Below are 18,955 nucleotides of genomic sequence, written 5' to 3' on the forward strand. Positions count from 1 at the left end.
TACAATTTATTTACCTTTAATTTACTTTTAAAAGAAAATAAAAATTCCAATCCATAACAATTTTGTCATGAATTGGAATTCAACTTTATACTTTGTGCTTTTACTTCGTACTTTAAATTATACCGCTACATTATATTCTCTCAAAGCATCATTTAAAGAAGTCTTCAAGTCTGTTGAAGGTTTTCTTTGTCCAATGATGATGGCACAAGGTACTTGATAATCTCCCGCTGGGAATTTTTTCGTATAACTTCCTGGAATTACTACCGAGCGAGCCGGAACAACACCTTTGTATTCTATTGGCTCATCGCCTGTAACATCAATAATTTTGGTAGAACCTGTCAAACATACATTCGCACCTAAAACCGCTTCTTTTCCTACGTGAACACCTTCCACCACAATACATCTTGAACCAACGAAAGCACCATCTTCGATAATTACGGGAGCGGCCTGTAAAGGTTCTAAAACTCCTCCAATTCCAACACCTCCACTCAAATGTACATGTTTTCCAATTTGCGCACAACTTCCTACTGTTGCCCATGTATCTACCATCGTACCTTCATCAACATAAGCGCCAATATTTACATAACTTGGCATTAAAATTACTCCCGAAGAAATGTATGCACCATATCTTGCCACTGCATTTGGAACTACACGAATTCCTTTTTCTGCATAATTGCGTTTCAACAACATTTTGTCATGATATTCAAAAATACCTGATTCCCAAGTTTCCATTTTTTGAATTGGGAAGTACATTACTACTGCTTTTTTAACCCATTCGTTTACTTGCCAGCCATTTTCAATTGGTTCAGCAACACGAAGTTTTCCGCTATCTAATAATTCGATAACTTCTTTTATAGCTTTTTGTGTAGGTTCTTCTTGTAATAAAGCACGATTTTCCCATGCTTGCTCTATTGTTGCTTGTAAATTTATCATAGTTTTCAAAATTTGTGTAGCAAAGATAAATCATTTGTTTTAAAGCTAAAATGAATAGTTTAAAGTTTGGGGTCTATTTTGTTAAACAAATGCCTTATTTTTGTAAAAAAAATAAAATGCCAAGAATTTTAGCTATAGATTACGGAATCAAACGAACAGGTATTGCTGTAACCGATGAAATGCAAATGATAGCTTTTGGGCTCACTACAATTCCATCTGAAACTGCAATAGCTTTTTTAAAAGACTATTTTTCAAAAGAAAAAGTAGCCTGCGTAATCGTTGGTGAACCGAAACAAATGGATGGAACGCCTTCACAGAGTGCTGAAATTATCAATGCCTTTGTAGTAAAATTTAAAACAGCTTTTCCTGAAATTCAGGTAGATAGAGTAGACGAGCGTTTTACCTCTAAAATGGCATTTCAAACCATGATTGATAGCGGTTTAAAAAAGAAACAACGTCAAAATAAAGCTTTAGTAGACGAAATTGCCGCAACAATTATGTTGCAAGATTATTTACATTATAAAAAATAGTACTTTTGCATTTTTAAAATTAATACGATTACCATGATTTTACCAATATACGGATACGGAGAACCAGTTTTACGAAAAGTTTGTGAGGACATTACTACTGAATATCCGAATCTAAAAGAAACAATAGCTAATATGTATGATACAATGTATCACGCACATGGTGTTGGTTTGGCTGCTCCACAAGTTGGTTTGCCAATTCGTTTGTTTATTGTTGATACCGAACCTTTTAGTGATAGCGATGACGTTTCTAAAGAAGAAGCGGCTTTAATGAAAGATTTCAAGAAAACGTTCATTAACGCAAAAATCATCAAAGAAGAAGGTGATGTTTGGGGATTTAATGAAGGTTGTTTGAGTATTCCAGATGTGCGTGAGGATGTTTTTCGTCATGACACCATTACTATTGAATATTTTGATGAGGATTTCAATAAAAAAACAGAAGTGTATGATGGGTTAATTGCTCGTGTTATCCAACATGAGTATGATCATATTGAAGGAATTTTATTTACCGATCATTTATCCATGTTGAAAAAGAAGTTAATTGGGAAAAAATTGCAAAACATTATGGATGGTAAAGCAAGACCCGATTATAAAATGAAATATGTAAACAAAAAAGGGCGTTAAGTTATGATTAGTAACTAGCGAAAAGTAAATAACTATTTTAACTAAACTTTTTCACTTTTCACTTTTCACTTTTCACTTTAAATAATATATTTGCCAACCTTAACAATTAAGTAACATGAGTATTCAAAAAATATTAGCAGTTTCTGGAAAACCAGGATTATATGAATTAAAAATTCAAACACGTACCGGATTTGTTGCTGAATCTTTATTAGATGGCAAAAAAATAACGGTAGGAATGAGAGCCAATGTAAGTTTGTTGTCAGAAATTGCAGTGTACACCTATTCTGAAGAAGTGCGTTTAGCAGAAGTATTAAAAGCTATTGCTACGAAAGAAAACGACGGTTTGGCGATGTCTCACAAAGAAGACGATGCGAAATTAAAAGCTTATTTCAGAGAAATTTTACCAGAATTTGATGAAGACAGAGTATATACGTCTGACATCAAGAAAATCTTAAATTGGTACAATTTGTTACAACCTAAAGGTTTCGTTTCATTAGAAGCGTTATCTAAAGAAGTAAAAGAAGAAGAAACTCCAGCAGCTGAATAAGCATTTGAAAAAATATACTTTAAAATCCTGCGTTTTCCACGTGGGATTTTTTATTTTTACATAAACAAGTGCAAAAATCAAATTCAAGAACAATTTCAAACTTGAAACCTGAAACTTGAAACTTGGAACAAAAAACAAAATCATGAACACACGCCAACAACAACTACAAGCTTTCAACCGCCTTTTAGACATTATGGACGATTTACGCGAAAAATGTCCGTGGGATAAAAAGCAAACACTCGAAAGTTTACGTCATTTAACGATTGAAGAAACCTATGAATTAGGCGATGCTATTTTGGACAATGATTTGGAAGAAATCAAGAAAGAGTTGGGCGACGTTTTGTTACACATTGTGTTCTATGCAAAAATAGGTAGCGAAACCAATGCGTTTGATATTGGCGATGTAGCAAATTCCATTTGTGATAAATTAATCGATCGTCACCCGCATATTTATGGCGATGTGGTAGTGGCTGACGAAGAAGAAGTAAAGCAAAATTGGGAAAAACTAAAACTGAAAGAAGGTAAGAAATCAGTTTTGGAAGGTGTACCAAAAAGTTTACCAGCATTAGTAAAAGCCAGTCGCATACAAGATAAAGTAAAAGGCGTTGGATTTGATTGGGAAGAACCGCATCAAGTGTGGGACAAAGTACAAGAGGAACTAAACGAACTACAAGTTGAAGTGCAATCAGGCAACCAAGATAAAATAGAAGCCGAATTTGGCGATGTTTTGTTCTCCATGATAAACTACGCAAGATTCCTAAAAGTAAACCCTGAAGATGCCTTAGAACGCACCAATAAAAAATTCATCAAGCGTTTCCAATATTTAGAAAGTAAAGCCACCGAATTAGGCAAACCTTTAATGGATATGACGTTGGCCGAAATGGATGTTTTTTGGGAAGAAGCGAAGAAGTTGTAGTGGTCAGTGTTCAGTCTCAGTGTTCAGTTTTAACGTTTAGTTTGTCATGCTGAAAGCATCTCTGTTTAAACACATAGTCACAATAGAAATACTTTGTTTATAATTTTAGTCCGAAGCTTTGGACGTTGCACTTTACATAGCGAACATTAGCGATTCGATAATTTAAAAATTTAATTATGTACTACGCAGTAATTTTTACCTCTACCAGAACCGAAGTGGAAGCAGGTTATGCCGAAATGGCAATTAAAATGGTGGAATTAGCCAAAGCCCAACCCGGATATATAGGTATGGAAAGCGCTCGAAGCGAAATTGGAATTACCGTTTCGTATTGGGAAAGCTTGGAAGCCATAAAAAACTGGAAAGCCAATATGGAACATCTAGAAGCACAAGAAAAAGGTAAAACTACTTGGTACAAAAATTACAAAGTAAGAATTGCTAAAGTGGAGAGGGAATATGAGTTTTAAGTAATTTTAACGTTTCGCGGCTTTAAGAAGTTGCGTACTTCATTCACTGTCAATTACAAATATAAACAAAACTTTGATTCAACAATTTCCAATTCTGATAAATCCCAAGCCTAGCAATTTCTTGTAACTACTGTTACCTGTTGTTTATTTTACTGAATTTTTTAAATACATATCCATTATATTCAATTATAGAGTTGTCTTTTTCACTTGCTCCAGGAACTACTAAATAACCGATTTCATCGTCAAGGTCAAAATTTATTTTTAAGATCAAAAGCTCTAAAAATGTTTTTGAAAATAGTTTATTTATCATTTTCGGCATTTGTTTTAAAATCTTCTCGGCGTCAAACATGAAAAACATTTTATTTGAATCCGTGGCATAAACTATTGGGACAATTGTAGTATTTTCAATTCTTTGATTATGCTCAACTGTGCAACTGTAAATTTCTCCACAGTTTAAATAAAAATACGGTTGGTTTAATTCTGCAAGATTCTGAAAATTGTGATTACCCTCACTAATATACAAGGCTATTTCAAATTGTTTTTGATTACAATTTGGGCATTTCAATTTTTCTCCGTCGAAAAAATATTCTTCTTTTTTACAATTCGGACAAATATGATAAATATCCATTTGATTACATTTAGGTTTTAATTAGCAGGTAACTAGTAAATTACATTAAGTAATTATACAAAAATAACAAATTTCTTATAGTGCTTGCTGTAGTTTTTCTGCAGTTTCTGTTAAAGTTATAAACAAGCAAAAAAAATCCCGAGCCTAAACTCGGGATTCTATCTTACATATTTTTAATTTGCTGTAGCTTCTCTTTCCACAATTTCAATTCGTCTTTATGGCGTTCGATACTTTTTTGAACTTCTTTAATAAAAGGATTTTCACCTTTTGAACTACTGCTAATAAACTGAATGTTGTTCTCTAATTGGAAAATTTCGCTTTGTACTTCGTCGATTTTCTTTCTAATAAAGAATTGCTCTTGTTCTAAGGCACGTTTGTCGTCGTTGTCGCTCATTTGCTCTAAACGGTTGCTAAAACGCATCATTTCAGTATCTTTTTTTGACATACTTAATTTTTCAAACAAGGCATCTAAAATTTTATTGAATTTTCCTTCGATGTGTCTGCGGTTAAACGGCACTCTACCATATGTTTTCCAGGTAGCAATGTGCGCTTTTATCGCTTCTAAATCGGCTTTATGTTCTCCCGAAAGGGTAAAATCTTTCAACTCTTCTAAAAACGCTTTTTTCTTTTCAAAAGCTTCTACTTCTTCACCCGTTTCAGCATTTTTAGCTTCGTGCATTCGGTCAAAATACGCATTACACGCATCTTTAAAGTCTTTCCAAATGCTATCTGAATATTTACGAGGTACATGACCAATTTTTTTCCAATCGTCCTGAATTTTCTTCATAATTGGGGTAGTTACACCGAAATCAGTACTTTCTTTTAACGATTTTGCTTTTTCAACTAACTCCAATTTTTTAGTTAAATTATCGTGTTGCTCGTTTTTAATATCTTTATAGAAAACGTTTTTGTGTGCATTAAACGCTCTAACCGAATTTTTAAATTTAGCCCAAGTTTCCTCAGTTACTTCTGCTGGAACTTTCCCTGCTTTAAAGAATGTTTCGCGTAATGCTTCCATTTTCTTAATTTGACCTTGCCATCCACTGTGCGAATCGATTTTCTCGGTTCCCAAAGCTTCAATTTGCGAAATGATTTCGTTTTTAAGCGCTAAGTTATCAGTTTCTTTACCTCTTGCAATTGCAAACAAACCTTCTCTTTTGTCGTGCATTTGTTTGGTAATTTCACTGAATTCATTCCAAATTGCTTCTCTATGTTCACGATCAACTGGACCAATTTCTTCTTTCCAAACGCGGTGTAACAATTGTAATTCACGGAAAGCTTTCATTACATCTTCCTCATTTAATAGGGCTGTAGCTTTCAGTATAATTTGTTGTTTTTGCTCTAAATTGTGTTTCAAATCTATATCACGCGCTTCTTTGTCTAAGTTCATAATGTCGTAAAAACGCTCCGTATGAAAATGATAATTATTCCACAAGATGTTGTATTTATCTCTTGGAATCGCCCCCGCATTTTTCCAACGTTCGCGAATATCATTTATTTTTTTGAACATATCTCCTATGTTAGAATCACCCGAATCGATTAAGTTTTTTAACTCGTCGATTAAGCCTTCACGAACTGCGAAATTTTGCTCTAAATTGTTTTGTAATTGTTTGAAATGTTTGGCTTTGCTTGCTTTGTAAGCGTTGTAAATACCATCAAACTTGTTTTTTAATGGGAAATGATATTCAAAATCTAATCCTTCTTCGCTATTTTGTGCTAAGAATTCCTCTTTTTTCTCTTCAATAAAATGATGGTATTTGTCCGAAAAAGCTTTTCTAATGCCTTCTACATGGTCTTTAATTGCCATTACTTTTTCGTTTTCCACCAATTTTTCTAGTTCATCGGTTAAGGCTTCCATCGACATTGAATCGTACTCCAATACTGGAATTTCGTGCTTTTCTTTTATCGATTCATCTTCGTTTTCTTCTGCATTAGAATTGTCTATTTCCTCTAATACCGATTGACTAATAATGGTAACATCATCTAATTGTTCCATTTGGTCTTGTCCATCTGCGTTGTGCAGGTTATCATGTGTTGCTTCTGACATTGTGTAAATGCTTAAGGTTACTTTAAATTATTAATGTGTGAAGGTACTAAAGCACTACGAAAATTCAAAAAAAAAAATCATTATTTATCTTATTTTTTCTTTGAAACGGATGTTTAAGGCATTTTTGTCATCCATTTTCCCGCTATATGCTTTACAAGATGTCGCTCCTATCGGGGTTAGATAGTTGTCAAAAGGCTTTCTTGGGATTGGTTTTTGAAGTAGTTTTAGTTTTATGCTTTTTCACAGTGAACAAAAAATAAAATGTGTTCTATGCAAAGTGAAACGCCTAAAATCAACGCAAAGTTTTTATAATGTGTCTATGGGTTTAAAAGAAAAATCAGTTATAATCCGTGTTTGAAAACCCGTGTCATCCGCGTGCTAATCTACTCATTCCATATCTTCCAAGCCTTTTCTGCCTGTAAAACTAACATTTCGTAACCATTTTTAGTCATGGCGCCTTGCGCTTTGGCTTTTCTTAAAAATGCGGTTTCTTCTGGATTGTAAATTAAGTCGTAAGCAATATGTTTTTTGGTAAATAAACTGTAATCTATGTTTGGACAATCGTCTACATTAGGATGTGTTCCAACTGGTGTAGTGTTGATGATAATTGTATATTCTTCGAAAATTGAAGCGTCTAATTCATCGTATTTGTATAGAAATTCATCTGCGTTTCTAGAAACAAAATCATATTCAATTTTTAAGCTTCTTAAGGCGTAAGCAATGGCTTTACTAGCGCCACCTGTTCCTAAAATTAATGCTTTTTTGTGATGGTCTTTCAATAAAGGTTTTATCGATTTTTTAAATCCGTAATAATCGGTATTATATCCTTTTAGTTTTTTCTTTTTAGAAATTGTAATGCAATTAACCGCACCAATTTTCTCAGCAGTTTTTGATAATTTATCCAAATACGGAATAATCTCTTCTTTGTACGGAATGGTTACATTTAAACCGCATAACCCTTTAATTTCAGTAATTACTTTTGGGAACTCTTTACTGCATTCAATATCATAATTTTTGTATTCGCAATTGTCGAAATGACCAATTTCAAACTTCTCATTGAAATACTTTTTTGAAAAAGAATAGCTAATGTTTCGGCCAATTAAGCCAAATTTTAACTGTTTTTTTGTTTTCTTTTTCATGGGTAAATTATTTATAAAGTTATAATAATCAAATTTAAAATTATTTTTTAAATATAAACTTAATACAATATCTTTTTAAATAATTTAGAATGTTTATTTCTTAGAATATTTCTTTTTTATTAACTTAATGATAACTGGCGATACAGATACAAGTGTTATTAATAAAATAACCAAATCAAAATTTTCTTTCATCCAAATAACTTGTCCTAAAAAATAACCTAAAAAGGTTAAACTTGTTACCCAAATGCCTGCACCAATAATACAATAAAAAATATATTTATAGTAAAGCATACTTCCAGCTCCAGCGACAAAGGGAGCTATAGTTCTAAGAACGGATATAAAGCGCGCCATAATTATTGCTTTACCGCCATTTTTTTTTAAAAAAGTTTCAGTATGTGTTATGTATTTTTTTTTTAGAAATAGAATTTTCTTTTTCTCTTTTATTAACTCTCCAAATTTATTTCCTACGAAGTAATTTAAATTATCTCCAAGAAGCGCTGCAATAATCAATAGTGGAATTATAATTGACATACTTAATTGTCCAGTAGAAGCAGCAATTACACCAATCGCAAAAAGCAAGGAGTCGCCGGGTAAAAGTGTCATTATTACAAAGCCAGTTTCAATAAAAATAACTAATAATAAATAACGTATATTAAGTAATCGTATTGATGAATTAAGTCTTGTATTACAGTTAAAGGATCGTTTAAAAAGGCAGATAAAAAATCGATAATTTCCATTATAGGGGTTTGGGTATTCTAAATTTTTAAATTTGGGTTATTTGTTTGATAAAACACCAGGCATTAATTATTCTTTTTATGCCTTACTTATTGATTTTGAATGATTTAAATTTTTATGCTTCTGTTACTTTCTTCTTTTTAAAAAGTTTAATAATTATTGGTAAAACAGAAATTATGATAATGGATAAAACTACTTTTTCAAAGTTTGCTTTTACCCAAGGCACTTGTCCTAAGAAGTATCCTAAGAAAGTAATACTAGTTACCCAGATAATTGCGCCTGTAATACAATAAAATATGTATCTGTAGTATTGCATACTTCCAGCTCCAGCTACAAAAGGAGCAATAGTACGAACGATAGGAACAAAACGTGCCATAATAACCGCTTTTCCTCCATTTTTTTCAAAGAAGTGTTCTGTTTGGGTGATGTATTCTTTTTTTAGAAATAGAATTTTCTTTTTCTCTTTGATTAATTCTCCAAATTTATGTCCAACAAAATAATTAAGATTATCTCCTAATAAGGCGGCCACAATTAGCAACGGTATAATAATAGTCATGCTTAATTGTCCTGTTGTTGCTGCGATTACTCCAATAGCAAAAAGCATCGAGTCGCCTGGTAATAAAGGCATAATAACAAATCCGGTTTCTACGAAAACAACCATAAATAAAATGAAATAAATCAGATTGTCATATTCCTGAATTAATGCTTGAATTACAGTTAATGGGTCTTTTAAAAATTCTAATAAAAAGGTTACTAATTCCATTAAATTTTGGCTATTTTTTAAATTTTAAAATTGTTTTTTGTACTTCCGTTCTTTCGTAAATTACTGGAAATAACTCTTCGAACAAAGATAGTTGTTTTAAGTTTAAATTCATTGCGTTGATTAAATGAATACTTCCTTTTTTGTTATTGCCTGATGTGAAATATAATCCTGCTAAACGATATTCGATTTCGTATTCATTAGGTAAAACATTAGTTGCTTCTAAAAGGATGTCAATTGCTGTTTCAAATTCACCAAGATATTGTAAAACATCAGTCCAAAGCGTAAATGTGTCTAAATTGATATCACCACTTTCAAATGCTTTTCGGTATCCATATTCGGCTTCTTCAAAAAAATGCAAAGCACTATTTACAGCCGCAAAACGTTTCCAGTATAGCGAATTATCTCCGTCAATGCCAATAGCTTTGTTGACATAATATAAGGCTTTTTGAAAATTCTTTTGACGAATGTAAAAATCAGTTATTGCAATCCAACCTTTATCGAGCAGCGGGTCTTCGTGGACTGTTTTTAAATAATAATTCAGTGCGAATTCGGTATTTCCCAATCGTTCGTAACATTTTGCTACACGAAGCAATACAAATGATGAGGGATCGTCTAATTCTAAGGTAATATTATAGCAGTCAATGGCATCTTGATATTTTTTTAGTTTTTCGAAGGATTTTGCTTTTTCCATGTACGCACCTAAAAAAGTTTCGTCAATCAAAGTAGCATATTCAAACGCCCAAACTGCTTTCTCATAGTTTTTTAACGCGTAATATTGTCTACCAAGCTGATGCCAAGCCACTTCGCTATACGGATTTTTATCAATAAATTTATTTAAATAAACAATAGCTTCTTCGTTCTGATCTAAGAAATCAAAACAATAGACTACATTATAAAGTGCTGAATAATCTTCAGTATCTTCGTCTAAACATTTGATGAAATTATCTTTAGCCAATTCTAAATTATCCATGAACAAATATTCCATTCCAATCATCGAATATACATCAGCATAATCATCGGTATATTTTAAAGCGATTTTTAAAAACTCAATAGCTTTTTCGTGTTCGTCTCTTTTAGAATGTATGTTGGCTTTTTGAATGTAGATTTCTTCGTTGGTAGGTTCAATAGCGTATAACTCGTTTAATAACTTTTCAGCAAAATCGAGTTTGTCTTCGTAAACCAACATTTCTACCTGAACTAATTTTAATCCTGTAGATTTTGGGTGTTGTTCTAAACCTAATTTTAGCGCTTTTTTGGCCAAATTTAATCGACCAGTATCCATGTAATGAAGAATAATATCTTCAAACTCTTCAGAATCAAAGAAAAAAACTTTATTGGTTTTTAACATCGATTCAAATTTAGATAAGGACAAGCTGTTTTCTTCTTCTTCGTGACTCAAATTCATAGCGCTATCTTTTATGATTTATCCTTAATAAAGGTACTTATATTTGAAGCAAGCATTTGATTGAAATGGATTTGTTTTAAACAATTTAATTAACAATTTACAATGTCAAAAAACAATGTCAACCTAAACTGATAAAATCATCTATCATTTACTTCATTTCTTTCTCAATTTCATTTAATACCTCAATAATAGTGCCACATCCTTTTGCGATTTCGTCATTGCTAATGGTTAATGGAGGTGTAATTCGTACGGCACAACCTTCAAATAGTAACCAGAATAAAATTATGCCTCTTTTATGGCAACGTAAAATCACTTCATTAGTTATTTCCGGAGAATCGGTCATCGCAGCAAGCATAAGACCGCGACCACGAATTTCTTTAATTAATGGATGCACTAAAAGGCTTCGGAATAATTGCTCTTTTTCTAATGTTTCGGTCATTAATTTGGTTTCGGTAACTTCTTGTAATGTTGCTAAACATGCTGCCGCAATGACAGGATGTCCGCCAAAAGTAGTTATGTGTCCAAGTTTAGGATCATGACTTAGTAAATCCATCATTTTTTCAGAAGCGGTAAAAGCACCTACTGGCATGCCGCCACCCATTCCTTTTCCCATAACCACTACATCTGGAATGACATCGTAGTTTTGGAATCCGAATAGTTTTCCGGTGCGACCAAATCCGGGTTGAATTTCGTCTAATATCATGATAGCACCAACTTCGTCACAACGTTGGCGTATTTTTTTAAGAAAATCATTTTGAGGTTCAATAAAACCAGCGCCACCTTGAATTGTTTCTAACAATATTCCAGCAGTTCTTGTAGTTATTTTTTCTAAATCAGCTTCATTATTGAACGTAATAAAATCTACATCAGGAATTAAAGGGCGGAAAATTTGTTTACGTTCTTCAAATCCCATCACACTCAAACTTCCCATAGTATTACCATGATAGGCGTTGTGACATGAAATCAATTGACTTCTTCCTGTAACTCTTCGAGCTAATTTTAGAGCACCTTCAATAGCTTCTGTACCCGAATTAACTAAATACGTTTTTGTAAGTGGGTAGGGAAGGTGTTGTGCTAATAATTTACATAATTCAGTAGCTGGATGTTGGGCATATTCACCATATACCATTACATGAGAATAGGTGTCTAATTGTTTTTTGATAGCATCATTTACACGCTTTGGTTGATGCCCTAATGTGCAAGCAGAAACTCCAGCAACCATATCTAAATAGGCATTGCCTTCTGTGTCGTAAATATAAGAACCCTTAGCATGAGAAATTTCCATAGCTAATGGGTGAGGTGAGGTTTGTGCTTGGTATTTAAAAAAATCGTCAATCATTTTAATCTGCTTTAGGTTTATAGCAATGGCTCAAAACTTTGTTGTGAATTACTAAACAATATTTTGCACAAAACTTATTGCTTCTTCACAGTTTTCTTTTTTGAGTCTGCTTTTTTCTCAATTTTCTTTTCTTTCGCTTTTTTGTTTTCGTCGAAATCTAAAGTTTCTGGAAGAATTTCCATTGGTTTTTCAGCTTCTTTTGCTTTCTTTTTGGCGTCGATTTGAATTTTATCGTCTAATGCAATTTCTTCTGCTGGGAAAATATCATCTTTTGATAAGATGCGTTCATCACCACGCCAAAGGAAACCTCTTAGTTTTCGTGCGTTTTCTGGAAACTCAGCTTCTGGATAAATAAAACTATCTGTTTTTGTAAAGAAAGTAATTGAATTGATTTTGTTAGCCTCTAATTCTAAATTGATTTTACTACAAACCGTTTTGTTGATTCCTATGAATTCGTTGGCATCGTTGTACATGTAATAAATGACTTCCGCATTTTTCACGACATCGACTTCTTTTAGTTTACTTTCAATAAATTTTCCAAATAAATTTTGCCCTTTAATCTGATTGTAGCCATTTTTACTAAGACTATCTTTTTGAATAATAAAAGCATTGTTGAGAACTTTTAGCGAATCTAATTTTTGGGTTTTGTTATTTCCAATTAAATGCATAATGTCACCCGTCATTTGATTCTCATTGTTCCAAAGAATTGGGCGTCCAATTAATTTTGTTAGTTGTGTTTTATTGTTTGAATGGAGAGAATCACATTTCCCACTCATATCACTTTTATAAAATCGAACATTGTTAAAAGCACGAATTACACGATCTTCTTGCGGACCCGAAACAATGATTTTTTTACCATGCATGTACATTGTATCTTTTTCCACCAAGGTTTTCACTAAAGCTCTTTTGGTTAAAATCATTGAGTCTTTTTTGGTAGCGGCATTTCGGTATAATTCTGCATAATGACCTGTAGCAATTACGTTGTTAATTGTATCGGTGATTTTTACATTGTTGATACCTCTCGAATAATTTTTCTTTCGGTCATAATACAAATCATCGCCTTCGATTATTTTATTGTCGAGCGTTATTTTGGAATTTTTGGATAGTTTTCCAACGTCATTTGTGGTATCGTAGAATCCGTTTTCGGTATAAATTATGTTTTCTTTGCTAGTAATAGTTGAAGGTCCAAAAACATAGGCGTGACCTGAATTTTCGTAATAATCTAAATTATTGGTTTTGATTGTGCTTTCTGGATTCGTAACCGTTACTGCGGTTGTAAATTTGTATTTTTTTTGGTCCACATAATAGCGTCCTGATTTACTTTTCAACGTATTTTCTTTGTTGTGAATGGTACCGTAGGTATTGTAAGATGCTACTTGATTTTTCTTATCAAAATAAACGGTATCGGTAGTCAATGTAGATTCTGGCGAACGTAAAACCACATCTCCCGTAGCAAAAGCAAGTTCTTTATCACCATTGTATTCTGTATAACGGCTATTCATAGTAATGGTGTCGCCTTGATTCATTTGAACGTTTCCAAATGCTTTTATGTAATTTTCATCTTTAAAATGATAGGCTTTGTTGCAAAACATTTTTACACCATTGTGTATGATACGAACATTTCCAGTAAACACAATTGCGCCTGGAATCTCGGTTTGATTCATATCAACGAAATCTGAGTTTTCAATGATGATTTTTTTCTTTTCCTGCGCTACCGAAAAGGTAATTGAAAGTAGTAAGAAGGCGATATAAAAAAATGTGTTTTTCAATTCGAATTTATTTTGAGCCAAATTTAAGTAAAAAGCAGAAAGTCGGTAGCGAATTAAGATTTTTTTATCAGTTTGGAGTATAAAAAAACGCTTTCAATAGAAAGCGTTTTGGTAATTATTTTGTGATAGTTTGTTTTCTGTCTGGTCCAACCGAAATAACTTTGATTGGTACTTCGACTTCTTTTTCAATGAATTCGATGTATGTTTTTAATTCTTGAGGTAATTCATCATACGTTGTCATGCCAGTTAAATCAGCTTTCCATCCTTTCATTTCTGTGAAAATTGGGGTTACATTTTCTGGTTCAATATTGTATGGTAAATGTTGAATTTTTTGACCTTTATAGTTGTAACCTGTACAAACTTGTAAGGTGTCAAATCCTGAAAGTACATCGCCTTTCATCATGTATAATTGTGTTACGCCATTTACTTGAACGGCATATTTTAAAGCCACTAAATCTAACCAGCCACATCGACGAGCACGTCCAGTAACTGAACCAAACTCATTTCCTACTTTTGCCATTGTTTGCCCAGCTTCTTCAAAATCTTCTGTAGGGAAAGGTCCGCTACCTACACGAGTGGTGTATGCTTTGAAAATTCCGAAAACGTCTTTTACTTTGTTAGGCGCAATTCCTAAACCAGTACAAGCACCAGCTGCTGTTGTATTTGAAGAAGTCACAAATGGATAAGTTCCAAAATCAACATCTAATAAAGAACCTTGCGCTCCTTCTGCTAAAATTGATTTTCCTTCTTTTAACGCTTTGTTTAAATATTCTTCACTATCAATGAAAGTTAATTTTTTTAAGTCTTCTACTGCTGCAAAAAACTCATCTTCCATTTCTTTAAGATTGTATTGTAATTCTACATCGTAGAACTTAATCATTGCTTCGTGTTTGTCAGCTAAAGTTCTGTATCTTTCTTTGAAATCTTCTAATTCTAAATCACCTATACGAAGACCATTTCTACCGGTTTTGTCCATGTATGTTGGGCCAATACCTTTTAAAGTAGAACCAATTTTTGCTTTTCCTTTTGATGCTTCTGAAGCAGCATCTAATAAACGGTGCGTAGGTAAAATTAAGTGTGCTTTTCTAGAAATGAATAATTTAGCAGTAACATCCATATTGAATTTTGCTAAACCTTCAATTTCTTTTTGGAAAACTACAGGGTCAATTACAACACCATTTCCAATAATATTGATGGCGTTTTTGTGGAAAATTCCAGAAGGAATAGTTCTTAAAACGTGTTTGATTCCATCAAATTCTAGAGTGTGTCCCGCATTTGGTCCACCTTGAAAACGTGCAATAATATCGTATTTTGAGGTAAGAACGTCAACGATTTTTCCTTTTCCTTCGTCTCCCCATTGTAATCCAAGTAGTAAATCTACAGTCATTGTGTTGTGTTGTTTGTTGTTGTTGAGGCGTTGCATTGCAACGTCTGTACTTAATTAATTTATTCTATTGTTGTTGTTTTTTTGTGCCGTAGAAATAAAGTGAATGGGTTTGAATATCAATTCCAAACATTTCTTCCATGGTTTGTTTTATTTGTTGAATTCTTGGGTCACAAAATTCGATAACTTCGCCAGAATCAGTTAAAATAATGTGATCGTGTTGTTTATCGAAATATGATTTTTCATAATGCGCTTGATTTTGACCAAATTGATGGCGACGAACCAGACCGCATTCTAATAAAAGTTCGATAGTATTATAGAGTGTAGCTCTACTTACGCGATAATTTTTGTTTTTCATTTTGATGTACAAAGATTCGATATCAAAATGCTCGGTTGCACTGTAAATTTCCTGAAGAATAGCAAAACGTTCTGGTGTTTTACGGTGTGCTTTTTCTTCTAAATATTTAGTAAAAACATTTTTTACAATTTCCTGATTTTTGTTTTCCATTGTTTTGGTTAATGAAATATTCGCAAAGATAGTGTTATTTTTGCATTGTAAAAAAGTCTAAATTTAATAGATGGTATTTTAGTTATTAACTTTTGTTAATTATTATAAACCCTTATTACCTTATCAACTCCATCCACTTTTTTGATGTTTTCTATCAGTTTTTTAAGGATCGTATTATTTTGAACTACAACAGCTACTTGTCCATAAAAAATTCCAGCTTCACTACTTAAAGAAATACTTTGAATATTAACATTCATTTGGTTTGAAATAACTTTGGTTAAATCATTAGTTAATCCTAAAATATCCATTCCAGTAATTTTTAGAATAGCTTTAAATTCTTCTTGTGAAGAGTCTATCCATTTTGCTTGAATAATTCTGTATGCATAGTTAGACTGCATTCTTATAGCATTTGGACAATCTTTTTTGTGTACTTTAATTCCTTCATTAATACTTACAAAACCAAATACTTCGTCTCCTGGGATTGGGTTACAACAGCTGGATAATTTATAATCAAGTTTATCTTGTTCTGAACCAAATACCAGTAAATCGTATTTTTTACTGATTTCGTTTTTGTTTATTTGTTCTGATTGGCTGGTAGGCGAACGCTTCATGGTTTTCTTAAAGAAATTAACCAAAGTGTTGCTTTTTTGAGCTGCAAATTCTTTTAATTGTTGGTTTTCGATTGCGCCAATTCCGGCACGATAATATAAATCTAAACTAGTTTGAAATTTAAAATAATTAACTAATTCATTGGTTGTGTTTTCGTTAAGTGTAATTTTTAAATGGCGTAATTTTCGGGTAAGAATTTCTTTACCATCTTCGGCAATTTTTTTGGTGTTCTCGTTTAGAACATTTTTAATTTTATTTTTTGCTCTAGAGGTAGTAACATAATCTAACCATTGCGAAGTTGGTTTTTGATTTGCGGAAGTAATAATTTCCACCTGATCACCACTATTTAAAACATGGTTCAAAGGAACTAATTTTCCGTTAACCCTTGTTCCTCTAGTTTTTACGCCTATTTCCGAGTGAATACTAAATGCAAAGTCTAATGAAGTAGCTCCTTTAGGTAACGATTTGATTTCGCCCTTTGGGGTAAATACATAAATTTCTTTAGCATATAAATTCAGCTTGAAGTCTTCAACGAAATCAACTGCATTGGCACTAGAATTTTCTAAAGCTTCTTTTAATTGGTTCAGCCAAATTTCTAATCCATGTTCTTCTGTTGCACCGTTTTTATATTTGTAGTGCGCTGCATAGCCTTTTTCTGCAATTTCGTCCATGCGTTCGCTACGTACTTGAATTTCTACCCAACGTCCTTTTGGTCCCATTACGGTTATGTGCAATGCTTCGTAACCTGATGATTTTGGTGATGAAATCCAATCGCGTAATCGACTTGGAGATGGACGATAATGGTCTGTTACAACGGAGTAAATTTTCCAAGCAATAAATTTTTCATCATGTTGATTGGCTTTATAAATTATGCGTAAAGCGAATTTATCATATACTTCATCAAAAGTAACGCCTTGCATCTTCATCTTTCTTCGTATAGAATAAATAGACTTTGGTCGACCTTTAATTGTAAATTCAATTCCTTCATCAATCATTGATTTACTCAAAACGTCAGAAATAGATTTGATATAGGAGTCTTGCTCTTCTTTGGTTTCTTTAATCTTACTAACAATATCGTTGTAAACTTCGGGTTCGGTATACTTTAGTCCTAAATCTTCTAATTGTGTTTTGATGTTATATAAGCCTAGACGATGAGCTAGTGGTGCGTAAATGTATAAGGTTTCGGAAGCAATTTTGGCTTGCTTGTAATCAGCCATACTTCCCATAGTTTGCATATTGTGTAATCTATCGGCAATTTTGATAATAATTACTCTTACGTCATCATTTAATGTCAATAACATTTTACGGAAATTTTCCGCTTGCATTGAAATTTCCTGATCGGTTTTAACTTTTGCTATTTTGGTTAGTCCTTCAACTAATTGCGCAATTTTTGGATTGAACATTTTTTCAATGTCCTGAACAGTAATATCCGTATCTTCAACCACATCGTGCATTAATGCAGCAGCAATGGAAGTAGCTCCCAAACCAATATCACGGGCCACAATTTTTGCAACAGCAATAGGATGGAAAATATAGGCTTCACCCGATTTTCTTCGTTGGTCTTTATGAGCATCAACAGCTACATCAAATGCTTTACGGATGATTTTTTTGTCTTCAGCTGTAAGGGTTTGATAACTGATGCGAAGTAATTCTTTATATTCTTGCGCAATGGCTTTGTTTTCGGCTTCTAATTCAATCTCTGTCATACATTTTCTTTAACAACCTAAAAGTATATTATTTTTTCTAATTGTGCAATAGAGAAAAGAATAAAGAACAAAGATTTGAAGTTGAATTTTGAATTTGTTATTGAAATTGTCTTTGTCTTTTGGCTTCGAATAACAAAATTGCGGCTGCAACGGAAACATTCATGGAATCGATTTCGCCTTGCATTGGAATGATGATGTTTTTGGTGCTTTCTGTTCGCCATTTTTTGGATAAACCTGTAGCTTCTGTTCCTACAACTAAAGCAGTAGGAGTGGAGAAGTTTTGTGTATGATATTCAGTAGAATCTTGTAAAGTTGCCGAATAAATATTAATGTTATTTGCTTTCAAATACGCTATAACTTCTTCTGTAGTTCCAACAGCAATTTGTCGAGTAAACAAACAACCTACACTGGAGCGAACGATGTTTGGATTGTATAAATCACTTTTTGGATTGGCGATAATAACCGCATCAATGTTTGCGGCATCAGCAGTTCTTAAAATAGCGCCTACGTTTCCTGGTTTTTCTAATGATTCTCCAATTAAAATCAATGGATTTTTAGAAAGTTTTAAATCGGCTAAAGCTAATGATTTTGTTTTCGCAATAGCTAAAATACCTTCAGTAGTATCGCGATAGGCTAACTTTTGATAGACTTCTTTTGAAATTTCGATAAGTTCAACTTCGATCGATTTGAGAAGGTTTTTTATTTCTCTTTCCGATTGTATTTCTGGTAAAAATAGAATCGTTTCTAATTCATAGCCACCTTTTAGTGCTAATTCAATTTCGCGTTTTCCTTCAATTAAAAAAGTGCCCGTTTGCTTACGAACTTTTGCCTTTTCCTGTAATTGAACTAACGATTTTATATACGGATTTTGAACCGAGGTGATTTGTTTCATGAAATAGAAATTATATTGCA

18 protein-coding genes are annotated in these 18,955 nt (G+C 32.8%); 5 read left to right on the forward strand and 13 right to left on the reverse strand.

The window, feature by feature from the left end:
• Nucleotides 1–117: 117 nt before the first annotated feature.
• On the reverse strand, nucleotides 118–933 hold the full coding sequence (locus RSE15_RS11665; RefSeq protein WP_324068725.1) for a 2,3,4,5-tetrahydropyridine-2,6-dicarboxylate N-succinyltransferase: 816 nt from the start codon (nucleotides 931–933) through the stop codon (nucleotides 118–120).
• A gap of 116 nt (nucleotides 934–1,049) precedes the next feature.
• Here RSE15_RS11665 and ruvX point away from each other — a divergent pair, with 116 nt between their 5' ends.
• The 5 genes from ruvX to RSE15_RS11690 all read left to right on the forward strand — a co-directional run bounded on the left by ruvX (nucleotide 1,050) and on the right by RSE15_RS11690 (nucleotide 4,011).
• On the forward strand, nucleotides 1,050–1,463 hold the full coding sequence (gene ruvX, locus RSE15_RS11670; RefSeq protein WP_324068726.1) for a Holliday junction resolvase RuvX: 414 nt from the start codon (nucleotides 1,050–1,052) through the stop codon (nucleotides 1,461–1,463).
• 33 nt (nucleotides 1,464–1,496) lie between these two features.
• Nucleotides 1,497–2,084, forward strand: coding sequence for a peptide deformylase (gene def, locus RSE15_RS11675; protein WP_324068727.1), 588 nt, complete (start codon nucleotides 1,497–1,499; stop codon nucleotides 2,082–2,084).
• A 115-nt stretch (nucleotides 2,085–2,199) separates the two neighbouring features.
• Nucleotides 2,200–2,631 (forward strand): DUF5606 family protein, encoded by a 432-nt coding sequence (locus RSE15_RS11680; protein ID WP_324068728.1) that lies wholly within the window; start codon nucleotides 2,200–2,202, stop codon nucleotides 2,629–2,631.
• A 142-nt stretch (nucleotides 2,632–2,773) separates the two neighbouring features.
• A complete protein-coding gene (mazG, locus tag RSE15_RS11685; RefSeq protein WP_324068729.1) occupies nucleotides 2,774–3,547 on the forward strand; it encodes a nucleoside triphosphate pyrophosphohydrolase in 774 nt (257 codons plus the stop codon).
• 176 nt (nucleotides 3,548–3,723) lie between these two features.
• Nucleotides 3,724–4,011, forward strand: coding sequence for an antibiotic biosynthesis monooxygenase family protein (locus RSE15_RS11690; protein WP_324068730.1), 288 nt, complete (start codon nucleotides 3,724–3,726; stop codon nucleotides 4,009–4,011).
• Nucleotides 4,012–4,144: 133 nt separating this feature from the next.
• Here RSE15_RS11690 and RSE15_RS11695 read toward each other — a convergent pair whose 3' ends face one another.
• The 12 genes from RSE15_RS11695 to RSE15_RS11750 form a co-directional block, all read right to left on the reverse strand.
• Nucleotides 4,145–4,576, reverse strand: coding sequence for a hypothetical protein (locus RSE15_RS11695; RefSeq protein ID WP_324068731.1), 432 nt, complete (start codon nucleotides 4,574–4,576; stop codon nucleotides 4,145–4,147).
• Nucleotides 4,577–4,802: 226 nt separating this feature from the next.
• Nucleotides 4,803–6,686 (reverse strand): DUF349 domain-containing protein, encoded by a 1,884-nt coding sequence (locus RSE15_RS11700; RefSeq protein ID WP_324068732.1) that lies wholly within the window; start codon nucleotides 6,684–6,686, stop codon nucleotides 4,803–4,805.
• 383 nt (nucleotides 6,687–7,069) lie between these two features.
• Nucleotides 7,070–7,825, reverse strand: a complete 756-nt coding sequence (locus RSE15_RS11705; protein ID WP_324068733.1) for a shikimate dehydrogenase family protein — start codon at nucleotides 7,823–7,825, stop codon at nucleotides 7,070–7,072.
• Nucleotides 7,826–7,918: 93 nt separating this feature from the next.
• Nucleotides 7,919–8,404 carry a VTT domain-containing protein gene (locus RSE15_RS11710; protein ID WP_324068734.1) on the reverse strand — a complete coding sequence of 162 codons (486 nt, stop codon included), beginning with the start codon at nucleotides 8,402–8,404 and terminating at the stop codon, nucleotides 7,919–7,921.
• 271 nt (nucleotides 8,405–8,675) lie between these two features.
• The gene (locus RSE15_RS11715; protein ID WP_324068735.1) at nucleotides 8,676–9,323 is read right to left on the reverse strand and encodes a VTT domain-containing protein; all 648 of its coding nucleotides are present in this window, start codon (nucleotides 9,321–9,323) and stop codon (nucleotides 8,676–8,678) included.
• Nucleotides 9,324–9,333: 10 nt separating this feature from the next.
• Nucleotides 9,334–10,728: a tetratricopeptide repeat protein gene (locus RSE15_RS11720; RefSeq protein WP_324068736.1), complete on the reverse strand. Its 1,395-nt coding sequence runs from the start codon at nucleotides 10,726–10,728 to the stop codon at nucleotides 9,334–9,336.
• A 148-nt stretch (nucleotides 10,729–10,876) separates the two neighbouring features.
• On the reverse strand, nucleotides 10,877–12,067 hold the full coding sequence (locus tag RSE15_RS11725; protein ID WP_324068737.1) for an aspartate aminotransferase family protein: 1,191 nt from the start codon (nucleotides 12,065–12,067) through the stop codon (nucleotides 10,877–10,879).
• A gap of 74 nt (nucleotides 12,068–12,141) precedes the next feature.
• A complete protein-coding gene (locus tag RSE15_RS11730) occupies nucleotides 12,142–13,836 on the reverse strand; it encodes an OstA-like protein (RefSeq protein ID WP_416380760.1) in 1,695 nt (564 codons plus the stop codon).
• Between the two features lie 115 nt (nucleotides 13,837–13,951).
• A complete protein-coding gene (locus RSE15_RS11735; protein ID WP_324068738.1) occupies nucleotides 13,952–15,223 on the reverse strand; it encodes an adenylosuccinate synthase in 1,272 nt (423 codons plus the stop codon).
• Between the two features lie 64 nt (nucleotides 15,224–15,287).
• On the reverse strand, nucleotides 15,288–15,728 hold the full coding sequence (locus RSE15_RS11740) for a Fur family transcriptional regulator (RefSeq protein WP_324068739.1): 441 nt from the start codon (nucleotides 15,726–15,728) through the stop codon (nucleotides 15,288–15,290).
• A gap of 95 nt (nucleotides 15,729–15,823) precedes the next feature.
• Nucleotides 15,824–18,043 carry a RelA/SpoT family protein gene (locus RSE15_RS11745; protein ID WP_324068740.1) on the reverse strand — a complete coding sequence of 740 codons (2,220 nt, stop codon included), beginning with the start codon at nucleotides 18,041–18,043 and terminating at the stop codon, nucleotides 15,824–15,826.
• 97 nt (nucleotides 18,044–18,140) lie between these two features.
• Nucleotides 18,141–18,935 (reverse strand): TrmH family RNA methyltransferase, encoded by a 795-nt coding sequence (locus RSE15_RS11750; protein ID WP_324068741.1) that lies wholly within the window; start codon nucleotides 18,933–18,935, stop codon nucleotides 18,141–18,143.
• Nucleotides 18,936–18,955: the final 20 nt, after the last annotated feature.

Origin of the sequence: Flavobacterium sp. (assembly GCF_035195345.1) — a bacterium.
In the GTDB taxonomy this organism is placed as follows: Bacteria; Bacteroidota; Bacteroidia; order Flavobacteriales; family Flavobacteriaceae; genus Flavobacterium.

Bases quoted from the DNA above. Each gene is read 5' to 3' on its own strand.
- RSE15_RS11680 (WP_324068728.1), top strand. From the start codon at position 2,200: ATGAGTATTCAAAAAATATTAGCAGTTTCTGGAAAACCAGGATTATAT.
- def (WP_324068727.1), top strand. From the start codon at position 1,497: ATGATTTTACCAATATACGGATACGGAGAACCAGTTTTACGAAAAGTT.
- RSE15_RS11725 (WP_324068737.1), bottom strand. From the start codon at position 12,067: ATGATTGACGATTTTTTTAAATACCAAGCACAAACCTCACCTCACCCA.
- RSE15_RS11665 (WP_324068725.1), bottom strand. From the start codon at position 933: ATGATAAATTTACAAGCAACAATAGAGCAAGCATGGGAAAATCGTGCT.
- RSE15_RS11720 (WP_324068736.1), bottom strand. From the start codon at position 10,728: ATGAATTTGAGTCACGAAGAAGAAGAAAACAGCTTGTCCTTATCTAAA.
- RSE15_RS11715 (WP_324068735.1), bottom strand. From the start codon at position 9,323: ATGGAATTAGTAACCTTTTTATTAGAATTTTTAAAAGACCCATTAACT.
- RSE15_RS11745 (WP_324068740.1), bottom strand. From the start codon at position 18,043: ATGACAGAGATTGAATTAGAAGCCGAAAACAAAGCCATTGCGCAAGAA.
- RSE15_RS11735 (WP_324068738.1), bottom strand. From the start codon at position 15,223: ATGACTGTAGATTTACTACTTGGATTACAATGGGGAGACGAAGGAAAA.
- RSE15_RS11750 (WP_324068741.1), bottom strand. From the start codon at position 18,935: ATGAAACAAATCACCTCGGTTCAAAATCCGTATATAAAATCGTTAGTT.
- mazG (WP_324068729.1), top strand. From the start codon at position 2,774: ATGAACACACGCCAACAACAACTACAAGCTTTCAACCGCCTTTTAGAC.
- RSE15_RS11740 (WP_324068739.1), bottom strand. From the start codon at position 15,728: ATGGAAAACAAAAATCAGGAAATTGTAAAAAATGTTTTTACTAAATAT.
- RSE15_RS11700 (WP_324068732.1), bottom strand. From the start codon at position 6,686: ATGTCAGAAGCAACACATGATAACCTGCACAACGCAGATGGACAAGAC.
- RSE15_RS11690 (WP_324068730.1), top strand. From the start codon at position 3,724: ATGTACTACGCAGTAATTTTTACCTCTACCAGAACCGAAGTGGAAGCA.
- RSE15_RS11705 (WP_324068733.1), bottom strand. From the start codon at position 7,825: ATGAAAAAGAAAACAAAAAAACAGTTAAAATTTGGCTTAATTGGCCGA.
- ruvX (WP_324068726.1), top strand. From the start codon at position 1,050: ATGCCAAGAATTTTAGCTATAGATTACGGAATCAAACGAACAGGTATT.